Below are 11,559 nucleotides of genomic sequence, written 5' to 3'. Positions count from 1 at the left end.
TTACTCAGGGCAAACTATTCAGGGCGAAAAACGTCGATCTCCAGGCCATCGATATAGCGGTAATGGCGGTCATTGGCGGTGAGCAAAGGAACCCCTGCCTCCATCGCGGTGGCGGCAATCAGGGCATCGGCCATTTGCATGTTATGGCTGAGCGCATAGCTTTCGACCAGAAACATGGCACGCGAGGATATCCCCTCTTCCAGATGGCGGATGCTTGCTTGCCAGTAGATCAGTGCCTGACGTAGCTGCCTTAGCTCCTGCTTGTTGCGCATGCCCTGCACCAGTTCCATATAGGTGACGGCAGAGAGCCAGAAACCCGGCGCGTCATCCAGGCGCTGGGCGGCGGCGGGGTTGCCGCGCAGATTCCAGATCAGTACATCCGTGTCCACCAGCATCAGTCGGTGCCCTCGAAGGAGCGAGGCGCGCGCAAACGGCGGACTTGGGTGTCGATCTCCTGGGCGCTTGCCTCGCCCTGATCCGCCCAGAGGCCGAACGCCGGGTTGGGGGCCGAGCGCTTTTCAGGCGTGGCAGACGCCACCCCCACCAGGCGGGCACAGGGCTTGCCGTGAAAGGTGATCTCTACGGTCTCGCCACGCTGGGTAGCGGCAATCAAAGCTTTGGTTTGCAAGCGCAGCTGCTTGACGTTGGCATGCATGATGACTCACCTCTGCGGTATCGCTCAGACCCGACGCGGCTGAACGGGTTATTTTTAAAGTGTAACCTGCTCGTCGACACCCTGCCAACCGGGATGCTTAGGCTTGGCGTTAATCGTTGCCACTGTCAACAAACATCATCGAACACTACCGCACCTGTACCCGTTTGCCCGCTGAAAGCGACCCTTCCAGCTCTTTTCTCAGCTCTTCCATAAACGCATCCACTTCCGCTTGGCTTTCCAGGTACACACCGCTATGCACGCGGCTGAGTACGTCGCTGACGCGTACCCTTGCCACGGGTTTGGGGGCATTGACTGCTGCTGGGGCTGTTGCGGTGTGGGGATCGTAAGTTTTATCTCTTGCCGCCGTGTGCCCTGCGGGCGGTTGGCTGCCTGGGGTGGCCGTCGGCGCGGTGGAGTCGCCTCCAGCAGGCGTAGGCACGGGCGGCTGCCGCTTGGCTACCTCAGCCTGGGCGTTGTGAAGCGCATCCAGGCTCTCTTCTTCTTGCTCAACGGCCGTTTCTGTTTGCAGTTGGTAGATCTGGGCGATGCTGACCGACTGATTGACCGACGCTTTGAGCTGCTGCAGCGGGTGCAACAAGCGGTTGCTGAGTTCGGCGTTGCCAATGCCACTTTTGGCAATTTCAGCGCTCACCTTGGCGATGCGCGTGTCGATACGGGCAATGGCGTGTTCGCGTTTTTCGGTGACCAAGCGGGTATTAATGTCATCCAACGTTCGCACCAGGCCATCTACTTTGTTCAACATGGCGTAGGGGGCATCGGCGCTATAAATGCACTCACACTCGGCCAGTGCCTGCTGGGCCTCGGGGTGTTTTTCTAGCTCCAGGTGGTTAACCCCAAACCTTACGCGCGCCTGTTCCAGCTGCTGCCAGGTGGTGAGCTGCTTGGTGAAGAAGTCGCTTAGGTCGCGGTAGTCTTCTTCTAAATCGAGCAGCGTCTCCTGCTGGCTGGCCACTGCTTTAAAGAAGTCGAAACTGTCGTCTAGGCGCAGTAGGCGCTCTACTTCCAGCAGCGAGCTTTCAATGGCTTTTCGCCCTGGGAAATTGCCCACATCGGTTTTGCTTTTGTACGCGTCTAGCTCCCGGCGCCAGCGAGATAAGCGATCCACATAGTAGCTGAATAGCTCTTTTTCGCTGGCGGGGCCTAGCTGGCCAAACAGGTCTTTGGTGAGGTTGCGGGCTTTGTTCAGCACTGCATCTTCAGTTTGGCGCTTTTTCTGAATGCGTACTTCACTGCGTCGGCGGGCGTTATTAAGCAGCTCGAAGGCTTCTTTACCGCTGAGCGCGGGGCCTGCGGTGTGGAAGGTCAAACGGCCAGCGGCGTGCAGGCGGCCTAGAATCAGCAGCGTTTCGCCTTCCGGCCAGCCGAAAGGTCGGTTGCTGAAACGTTCGATAAGCGGGTTAAGCGGCACGGGTTCGCCGCTGTGCAGCGAGATATACTGCTCCACCTCTTTTACTGCCTGGGCGTTGCCCTCCTCCCCGTCTAAGTTAAGGTTTTGCGTACCAATATCATCGGCTGTTAACACGGCTTGCAGTTCACGCATAGGCTCTGGGTTAAGCACCGTCAGCTGGCCCAGCTTGTTGTAGGTGTTTTCCAGCAGGTAGCGGCAGGCTTCATCCAGGCGGGTGCTTAGCTGGCTGCGGTTGAGTTCCAGCTTTTGGCCAAGCGCATAGGCGTCTGCATCTAATAGCATTTCTTCCAGACGAACACGTAGGCGTTTTTTACGCTCTTGGTTTTCCCGGCCACGGTCGGCCAGAATGCGCTCGACGCTGTGGTCGTTGGCCGATAGGTTCAAGCGGATGAACTTGTCGGTTTTTAACAGCGTGCGCAGTTCGTCGGTAAAGCGCTTATCGTCGGGCAGTTTAATCAGCACCTGTCCGCCGTTATCGCCGCTTTTGTGGATGCAGCCCGCTTCGCTTAGCTGTACGTACTCCACATCCAGCGGTGAGACCACCTCCACCCTTAGCTGGCTTTGATAGCGGCCATCCAGGGTGTGGCCATCCAGGTAGCGGCCAATGCCGTAGTCGGTTTTGTTGACCGGGTAGCGGTATTTGTTGCGGTCACGCAGCTGGTCTTTGAAGATCAGGCTGGAAAGCTCTTTGTTCTCGTCGCTGCTGGTGACTTCGGTTTGTTTGATCTTGCGGGTAATGTCGCGCTCTTCATTGGTGAGGAACTGGTATTCATCGCCATTACGCGTAATCAGGCTCTCTTTTTCTAGTCGCGCTAAGGTCGCGTCTAATTGCTCACGAATAGCAATTCGGTCGTCGTCAATTTGAGTCAGCGAGAGCGTGATGAGGTTGTCGACCGTGCCTTTGACGAGATCCACATAGCGGATCATAAACAGCGTGCGCAGCGTTTCGACATCAAACGCCTCTAACACGGGGTTTTCGCTGGCCTGGTCGATGGTGCGTTTTACGGCCGTATCAAGGAAGCCTTCTATCGCCGTATAAAAGCAGTGCATCGGCACCAGCGCGCCAATCGATTTTTCTTGCACGGCTTTGGCGGCCATGTGGAAAGCATCGAGCATTGAGCGCTCACCATAAGCGAGATGCGCGCCGGTGGCACCTACCTTGCGGATCTCTTCGAAGACTTTTTGTACCAGTTGGAAGTGGTACGGCACGAAGGGATAATTGGCGATAAAGCTATCCACGCCTTCAATGTTTTTCAGCGTGGGGCCGGAACGATCAAAGGTCAGCTGGTTACGCAGGATAGAGCCTTTGGCTTCAAACACACCTTCCAGCTCAGCGCGTGCCGGGTCGGTTTTCACCAGCAGGCGCTTGCGGATGACTTCGTCAGAGTTGGAACTTGAGAGCGATAAGCGGGTTTTGAAGCGTCCGGCGATCTTAGAGAAATCGTTGGCTTTTGAGGCGGTCATTTCGCCTAGCACTGCGTCCATATCCGCCTGAGACGTCACCACAATCCAAGCGCGACCACCGCAAATCGTGCCCAGGTTTTCGGTGAGCGTTTGCAGGGTGAGCATAAGGCGCGTGTCGCTGCCAATAAACTGGCCGACTTCGTCCACCATAAATACCATGCGCCGGGTGGATGATCGGGATTCCAAAAACTCTTTCACCCAGTGGCAGAAGTTTTCCACTGAAACACTAAAATTGGCTTCTGACTCTTCAAACCATTTATGGGCAGCTTCCGGGGAAAGCTCTAACGCAACGCTAATCGCTTGCTCGATGTCATCTTGGTAAAACTGATAGCCGTCCCGTTCCTCTTCCCACGCCATGCCGCTGGCGTCATTAAACGCCTGCTTGAAGGTCTCATACACACCGCGCTTCTCTAGGTGGCGCTCCATGTGGGCAATGTGCGGGTAATCCGAGCTAAAGCCTTGGTACTCGTTAAATACGCGCAGAAAGACGTTGAGGATGGGGTTGCCATCGTCGTTAGAGCTGGCCTTACTGTCGATGTTGAATAGCACCACATGGGCGGGTTCGCGTACCGCGTTGGTGATATCAGCCCGTATGGAGCTGTCCACCAGCTTCTGCTCATCAAAGAAATCCGCCGCCCGCTTGGCATGGCCGTTGGCATCAAAAGCTTCGGTGTTTTCAAGCAGATAAGAGAGCGTTTTCAAAAAGTGGGATTTACCCGACCCAAAGAAACCGCTAACCCAGACGCCTACCCGGTTAGCAATGGAGGGGTCGTCTAGCGGGGTGGTGTAGGATTCAAAAAAGGCGCGGAAGTGCTTTTCTAACTCATTGGTGACCACGTACTCATCTAGCTCTTGGTAGATGGTTTCCTGGTCACGCTGATCAGCCTTTACAACACCATTGATTGACCGGCTGAGCGGCTTGAGGAAAAGCTCTTGAATGCGCATATCAGTCCTGTAAATGTATAAGCCCTACAAACTTTTTAAAAATAGACTGTTACCTAAACCGCGAAGATCCCGCAGCTTGGTAACAGCAATTACCGTGTGAACGTAACACTCTGCACGGTTTGCTATCTGGTGCTCGTTTCCAGTGCTAGGGCACGAGCGCAAAAGCGCGATAGTAGTTATTGCTCTTAATCTGATTAAACAGGGTAAGCGTTTGCCCATCGTAGCGGCCTGGGTAAAACAGCACCAAGGGCTTATGCCCTAACGGGCCATGCAGAGCGTTCAGCAAACTATGCGCTCGTACCATTGGCCATAGGCTACCGACACCGGTTAATAGCACGATATCAGGATCATGCGACAAAGAATGTCGGATCAGATAAGGGGCGAACTTATCCATGTGCAGTGGCCCACGCAGCGCCTTAAGCAGCGCTGCATCGCCTTTGTTTTTCTGCATGGCAATGGCTTTATCAAGAAAGCCACGCTCAGTCAGATAGTCTTTGAGCACTTGAAGCAAGTTAACCTGCGCCACCTTGACATGGGCGTACTGGCGCGCCATTAACGAAGGAAGGAAGTTCAGATAGGCACGTACCTGAAGCTCGTGCTCTGGAGCGTAATCAAAAATCCAGAAGCCAATTTCGTTACCTAACCCTTGGCCTGCTAAAAAATCCGGCCGAGCGATTTTCTCGGCGACTTGGTTTAATCGTGCCCGAAGCTGGTCATCCTCATGGAACATAACGCTGGTAGGTGATAGGTGCTGCTCATTATGTGACATGCGGAGCGTCTCTATGTCGGGCTTGTTTTGGGCATATTGCGGGCAAGATTACGTTGCTTACAGTCATAGCCGCAAGGTCTACTTAGTTTTCATTAGTTCAATAATGAGTTTTTCCAACAGATAAATGCTTAGCGCAATTTTTGAAGACAATTTTGCAATCGGGTATGGCGGTGGGTTTCAAGCAGCATCTTCAGCTCGGGGCGGGGCAAGAAAGACTGAAGTCGACGCGATCGACTGGAATCCAATATGCCGACCTCTGTCAGCATCCGAAACACTACCTGACCCATTTTGCGCCTTGAGCTTTCTGCCCAGGTAGCAATCGCTGCATCGCGGTTAGCACGTTCGGCAAGAAACTCATCCCACTGATAGGACTGAAGCTTTTCAGACCGCGTTAAAAACGCATCGGCCACCACGCTTTCAAGAAACTCCACCATCAGCAGGTTGCGTGCCATGGCAGCACAAAACGATACCTGTGACGCTAGCTGATCGTCTCCATCGTGCAGGGCTTTCCAAAAAGAGGGTTCCAGTTTCTCTAAGCGTTTACGGATGGCCTGCGCTGCACGCTTGGCTGTCGCTGGGCGATTCTTCTGTAGCCGGTTTTCAACGATGATAGCTTGATGCCAGTGTGCTTCGTCTACCTCATCCAGCAATAGCGCTGCAACTGCACGGCTTTCACGCACCATCAATCCACCACCAATGAGGTCTGAGTTGTAGCTAAACGAAAGCGTCACAAGCAATTTACCATTTAAATTAAAATACGATAATGAAGAAGCCTCAGAAAAGAGTTCCTGACGAATGTCACCTATTTACTACCTAAAATCTAACCAAACAAAAACGGCCACTTCAGCAATTAGCTAAGTGACCGTTTTATATGTTCTTGGTCGGAGCGACAGGATTCGAACCTGCGACCTTTGCAACCCCATTGCAACGCGCTACCAAGCTGCGCCACGCTCCGCTGTCTTTATTGGACGCTACATCTTTGCCTCAAGACGGTGCGTATACTAGCGGTTTCTTGCATAAATGAAAAGCCTTTATAGCGCTTTCTTTTCAAGTATTTGTCATTCACCAACTTAATGCAATCCGCCCTTTCTCGTTAGCTTTGGTCAGCGTCGAGCAGCAGATAGGCCATTGCGTCATAGACACCAGGTGCAGCCACTAGCAAGTGCTCGGGATAAAGGTCTTCTGGCACCGATTTAGGCGGCTCATATAAGTGTCCTACACGCGCCCCGGCTTCTCGTGCAATGACCCAGCCCGCGACAAAATCCCAAGGCGAGACACTTTCGTAATACGCATCTAAGCGACCACAGGCGACATCGCACAAATCGAGTGCCGCCGCCCCGTTACGACGGATATCCTGGCATTCAATAAGCACCGCTTCTAACCGCTTTAAAAGGTGCTTACGCCCTTCTTTACGGTAGGGAAAACCTGTTCCTACCAAGGTGTTCGCTAGTGAATCCGCACTGCTGGGTTGAATGGGCTGATCGTTGCAAAAAGCCCCACCGCCTTGCCTGGCGCTAAAGGTTTCGCCTAGAAACGGTGCGTGAACAACACCTACCTTAGCAATGCCCTCTTCCATCCAGCCGATTGACACCGCCACGTGGCGCAACCCCTGCGCAAAGTTGACAGTGCCATCAATGGGATCCACTACCCAAAGCTGCGGCGCCTGTACATGCACAGCGCTCTCGGGGGCGAGCTCTTCACTCAGCCGTGCTTCACCAGGGAAATGCTCTTCAAGCCGCTGGCTAATGAGCTGATCAACCGCGACATCCACATCGGTGACCAGCTCATTATCTTTTTTCAACCGCTGTGAAAAACCTTGCCGCTCTCGCGCCTGGATGATCATCTGCCCGGCTTCTTCGGCGATAGAAATAGCCCGCTCAAGACGTGCAGCTAATGTGTAGTCGCTCATTGAATCTCCCTTTAGAAGGCGATGATGCTAAGAGCTTCTACCATAAGCCGCCGAGACGTAATTTTCGAGTCATGCCGACTTCCCACCATGGTCGTTAGCGTAAAACATCGACCAGAACATCTACCACAACGCGTGTGGCTGCTTCGATCAAGACCACATCAGCACCTACACGCTCCCATTCATAGCCTGGGTATTGAGGTAATTGAGAAGCTAGCCGACCATCAAAGCGCTTGGCGATACCTGGCGGCAATGGCTTACCGCGCTCTAAATTGCGCTGAATACCCGGCGGCAATGCTTCGGCTCGCGGCGCATCATGCTGACGCAGTAGTTGGCGTAGTTCACGCTCATTAATACGGGGTAAATCAACCCGCTCATCACGGGTGTTTCCAGGCCGATAGGATTCATGCTGCTGGCCCTTGTCACGAGCGCCATGGGCCGGCGCATGGTCAGGTTGTGCAAAGGCAGCACTATTGAGTAGCAGTGCGCCAAGCGAACTCATGGCAATCAATTTGATGGGGTTCACTGTAAGCTCCTCGCTTAAGGTAAGAGCCTACAGTCTACTGAGTGAATAAGCAGGAAGTATGGAAATAAAAAAAGGGCCCGAAGGACCCTTAATCGATACGATATTAAATATATGATTTACTACTCACGACGACAACCAGCTGGCAGCCAGCTATCTTCAGCATCCGCTGAGTCCCATTCACATATCCACCCATTGCTTGGATTTTCATCATCAGGCAATAAGTTCATCTGTGCTCCATTCAGAGCGCTATTTTGTGTAAATGTAATTTCAATAGCGCCAGTATTACCCCCGCCATAGGCCACTGATTCTATATAGCGACCTGAGATATCCAAATCACCCGTGCTATCTCCAGTTGTAGCTGTTCCCATTTCTTCATATGTAGGGAGTTTATTGCGCATAGAATATTGCTCTGCAATATCAGTTCTTACACCACCTGTAGCAGTAACCCCTTCACTCGCTTGTGCACGGGCTGTGTAGTTCTGATACTGCGGCACAGCGATTGACGCCAACACACCAATAATCGCTACCACGATCATCAGCTCAATAAGCGTAAAACCGCCCTGTTTCGTGCTGCGGGTGTTGGGTTGTGCAGATTTCTGCATGAAGACATCTCCTAAGGGGGAAAGGGCAAGCCTTTATAAGGAATGATAAGCCTTAAAAAGAGTTAGAGATAATAAGAGTTACACTAGCTTACGTGATCCCTTTTTACAACAGGTTCTCTAAACGCTATCGGCTCAGTCGCCTACTACTTGAGCAGTTTTGAATGACCAGTTATGTAGTGCCCGCAACCGCTAGTTTATGGTACAAGTAGTGCGCCTACGCCGATGTAAAACAGGTTTTTTTGATGAGCCAACCCCCTTTTGAGTCGACCCTAAGCCACGCCGCAGCTCGTGGTGGCCTACGCGGCATTGCTCAGCGCTTGGTGAAACACGGCTTGCTGACCGATGCCCAAGCCGCAACGGCGGAAACAACCGCGTCAGATCTGGAAATATCGCTACTTCAGCATGTTATTGAGAGCGGCTTAGTAGATGCTATCGAAGCCACCGTGGCAGCTGGCTGGGAGTATGGGCTTCCGGTCGTTGATTTAGAGGCGTTGCGCTTAAATACACTCCCACCTGCCGCTGACTATCCCATCAAAGTGCTGCAGAACCTTAATATTCTACCGTTAGCGCGCCATGGTCATCGCCTTACCGTCGCGGTGCCGTACCCCGCCACGTTAACGCAACTGGATGAATTACAGTTTGCCACGGGCCTTAGCGTTGAAGGTGTTCTTGCGCCTGTTGACCAAATTACAGTCGCGCTGAATAACTACCTTGCGCAAAACGAACGCGGCATGTTCGATGAGCTTGATGATATTGACGATGCGGTAAGCTCGCTGAACGTAGTACAAAGTAACGATGGTAGCGAAGTCCCGCTTGAAGAGTCCTCGCAAAATAGCGAAGACGCCCCCATCGTTAAGTTTGTTAACAAGATATTGTTAGACGCCATTCGCCGTGGTGCGTCTGATATCCACTTCGAGCCCTACGAAACACTCTATCGGGTACGATTTCGTGTGGATGGCATGCTGATAGAAGTGGCACGCCCACCCTTTGCCATGCGCAACCGCATTGCCGCCCGCCTAAAAATCATGGCTCGCCTTGATATTTCAGAGCGCCGCCTGCCACAAGATGGCGCGATCAAACTCAAGTTATCGCGCACCCGCTCGCTTGATTTTCGTGTTAACTCGTTGCCGACTGTTTATGGCGAAAAGCTGGTGCTCAGGATTTTAGACCCTACCGCCGCTCAGTTAGGCATTGAGCAGCTGGGCTTTACCGATGAGCAGCGTAGTCATTACGAGCAGGCATTGAAGCAGCCTCAAGGCATGATTCTGGTTACCGGTCCTACCGGTAGCGGTAAAACGGTTTCGCTATATACCGGCATCAATATTCTTAACAAAATTGAGCGCAATATTTGTACCGCCGAAGACCCGGTTGAAATCAAAGTAGCGGGTATCAACCAGGTAAATGTATTGCCTAAAATCGGCCTCGATTTTGCTAGTGCGTTAAGGGCGTTTCTACGCCAAGACCCTGACGTAGTAATGGTGGGGGAGATTCGTGACCTTGAAACGGCTGAAATTGCCGTTAAGGCCGCGCAAACGGGCCACTTAGTGCTTTCTACCGTGCACACCAACTCGGCTGCTGAAACACTCACACGCTTGGCTAATATGGGCGTCTCCTCATTTAACATTGCTAGCGCCGTTAGTCTGATTATCGCCCAGCGTCTAGCTCGCAAACTTTGCAAGCATTGCAAGGAGCCCATTGATATTCCTCACGAAGCGCTACGTAAAGAGGGGTTTAATAATGATGAAATACAGCAAGCGAGTATCTATAAGCCGGTAGGTTGCAAACATTGCACTCAGGGCTATAAAGGCCGCATTGGCATTTATGAGGTGGTGCCCATCACCGAAGCAATGAACCAGTTAATTATGCGCGACGCTAATGCGTTAGATATTGATCATCAGGCACGTAAAGAAGGTTACCCCAGCCTTCGCCGCAGTGGTTTGTTGAAAGTCATGCAGGGCATTACCAGCCTGGAAGAGGTTAACCGAGTGAGCAAGGAGTAAGGCATGGCTAAAACGGCACGTCGACGCCCAACGCCCGCCATCAAACTATCGCGCTGGAAATGGGTAGGTAAAGGCCCTCAAGATAGGCCGCTAAGCGGCGAAATGATTGGCCGCAGCAAAGCTGAAGTAGCGGCTGAGCTTGCCAAGCAGAACATCGTTATCCGGCGCATTTCTAAAAAGGGCAACCTGGGCGGCAGCGGTCGTATTAATCCTAATGATGTCATGGTCTTTGCGCGCCAAATGGCCACCATGATTCGAGCGGGCATCCCCTTGCTACAGGCGCTGCAGGTAGTGGCCGAGAGCTTAAAAAAACCCGCCATGGTTGCTCTCGTACAGCATTTAATGAGCGATGTGTCGTCAGGATCTAGTTTCTCCGACGCACTACGCCGCCATCCTAAACACTTTGACCGGCTGTTTGTTAATCTTGTTAATGCTGGTGAGCAGTCAGGTGCGCTCGACCAGATGCTTGATCGTGTTGCGACTTATAAAGAGAAAGTAGAGTCGCTCAAAGCACGGGTAAAGAAAGCGCTTTGGTACCCTACTGCTGTTATGACCATTGGCATCGCAGTGACCATGCTCTTGTTAATCAAAGTGGTGCCTGAATTTGAAAGCATGTTTCAGAGCTTCGGCGCGGAGCTTCCCGCACTTACCCAGATGACCGTGAATTTGTCCGAGCTTGCCCAGCGCTATTGGCTTGTGGCGCTGGGTGCGGTGATTGGCGCAGTACTACTGCTCAAAATGAGCATTCAGCGTTCTGCTAAGGTCGCTTACCGCATGCACGCCTTACTGCTTCGTTTACCGATAATCGGCGATATTATGCATAAATCTGCCATTGCTCGCTTCTCGCGCACATTAGCCACCACCTTTGCCTCAGGCGTGCCGCTAGTCGAGGGCTTAGATACTGCCGCCGGTGCCACGGGGAATAAAGTATACGAACGCGCGGTGATTCAAACGCGTCAAGACGTGGCGACCGGGCAGCAATTGCACTTCGCCATGCGGATGACTAACCGCTTTCCTCCTCTGGCGATCCAGATGGTTAGCATTGGCGAAGAGGCGGGCTCACTGGATGCCATGTTGAACCGCGTCGCCGATTATTACGAAGAAGAAGTCGACAATAAAGTCGATGCACTCACTTCGCTAATGGAGCCCGTTATTATCGTGGTACTGGGTGTGCTGGTCGGCGGCGTTGTTGTCTCCATGTATCTACCCATCTTCGACTTAGGGTCTGCTCTCTAAGCTTCAAGCTTGCCAATAACATCACAT

General features: G+C 52.6%; 10 protein-coding genes and 1 tRNA gene. 2 read left to right on the top strand and 9 right to left on the bottom strand.

All coding sequences use genetic code 11. From position 1 onward, the window contains the following. Nucleotides 1-14 precede the first annotated feature (14 nt). From CXF87_RS15350 to CXF87_RS22300, 9 genes are all read right to left on the bottom strand, one after another. Entirely contained in the window at nucleotides 15-395 is a 381-nt protein-coding gene (locus CXF87_RS15350; protein WP_101147207.1) for a type II toxin-antitoxin system VapC family toxin, read from the bottom strand. Continuing rightward, on the bottom strand, nucleotides 395-655 hold the full coding sequence (locus CXF87_RS15345) for a type II toxin-antitoxin system Phd/YefM family antitoxin (protein ID WP_008956850.1): 261 nt from the start codon (nucleotides 653-655) through the stop codon (nucleotides 395-397). The genes CXF87_RS15350 and CXF87_RS15345 overlap by 1 nt, the downstream gene beginning before the upstream one ends. Nucleotides 656-800: 145 nt before the next feature. After that, on the bottom strand, nucleotides 801-4,493 hold the full coding sequence (gene brxC, locus CXF87_RS15340; RefSeq protein WP_101147206.1) for a BREX system P-loop protein BrxC: 3,693 nt from the start codon (nucleotides 4,491-4,493) through the stop codon (nucleotides 801-803). Nucleotides 4,494-4,638: 145 nt separating this feature from the next. Then, nucleotides 4,639-5,262, bottom strand: a complete 624-nt coding sequence (locus CXF87_RS15335; RefSeq protein ID WP_198556115.1) for a DUF1788 domain-containing protein — start codon at nucleotides 5,260-5,262, stop codon at nucleotides 4,639-4,641. Nucleotides 5,263-5,390: 128 nt separating this feature from the next. Continuing rightward, a complete protein-coding gene (locus tag CXF87_RS15330; protein ID WP_035586310.1) occupies nucleotides 5,391-5,993 on the bottom strand; it encodes a DUF1819 family protein in 603 nt (200 codons plus the stop codon). Between the two features lie 147 nt (nucleotides 5,994-6,140). After that, a tRNA-Pro gene (locus CXF87_RS15325) sits at nucleotides 6,141-6,217 on the bottom strand. Between the two features lie 138 nt (nucleotides 6,218-6,355). Beyond that, complete coding sequence (locus tag CXF87_RS15320) at nucleotides 6,356-7,171, bottom strand: inositol monophosphatase family protein (RefSeq protein WP_101147205.1); 816 nt, start codon at nucleotides 7,169-7,171, stop codon at nucleotides 6,356-6,358. Nucleotides 7,172-7,265: 94 nt separating this feature from the next. Next, a complete protein-coding gene (locus tag CXF87_RS15315; protein ID WP_101147204.1) occupies nucleotides 7,266-7,694 on the bottom strand; it encodes an anti-virulence regulator CigR family protein in 429 nt (142 codons plus the stop codon). A 119-nt stretch (nucleotides 7,695-7,813) separates the two neighbouring features. Continuing rightward, a complete protein-coding gene (locus CXF87_RS22300; RefSeq protein ID WP_101147203.1) occupies nucleotides 7,814-8,296 on the bottom strand; it encodes a pilin in 483 nt (160 codons plus the stop codon). Nucleotides 8,297-8,538: 242 nt separating this feature from the next. On the opposite strand from CXF87_RS22300, the gene pilB reads away from it, so the two are divergent. Beyond that, nucleotides 8,539-10,296, top strand: a complete 1,758-nt coding sequence (gene pilB / locus CXF87_RS15305; protein ID WP_101147202.1) for a type IV-A pilus assembly ATPase PilB — start codon at nucleotides 8,539-8,541, stop codon at nucleotides 10,294-10,296. A gap of 3 nt (nucleotides 10,297-10,299) precedes the next feature. Further along, entirely contained in the window at nucleotides 10,300-11,532 is a 1,233-nt protein-coding gene (locus CXF87_RS15300; RefSeq protein WP_101147201.1) for a type II secretion system F family protein, read from the top strand. Nucleotides 11,533-11,559: the final 27 nt, after the last annotated feature.

The organism is Halomonas sp. MES3-P3E, from assembly GCF_002836035.1.
Classification (GTDB): domain Bacteria; phylum Pseudomonadota; class Gammaproteobacteria; order Pseudomonadales; family Halomonadaceae; genus Vreelandella; species Vreelandella arctica.
Note: the sequence above shows the minus strand (reverse complement) of the source record. Positions and strands in the feature narration are given on the sequence as shown.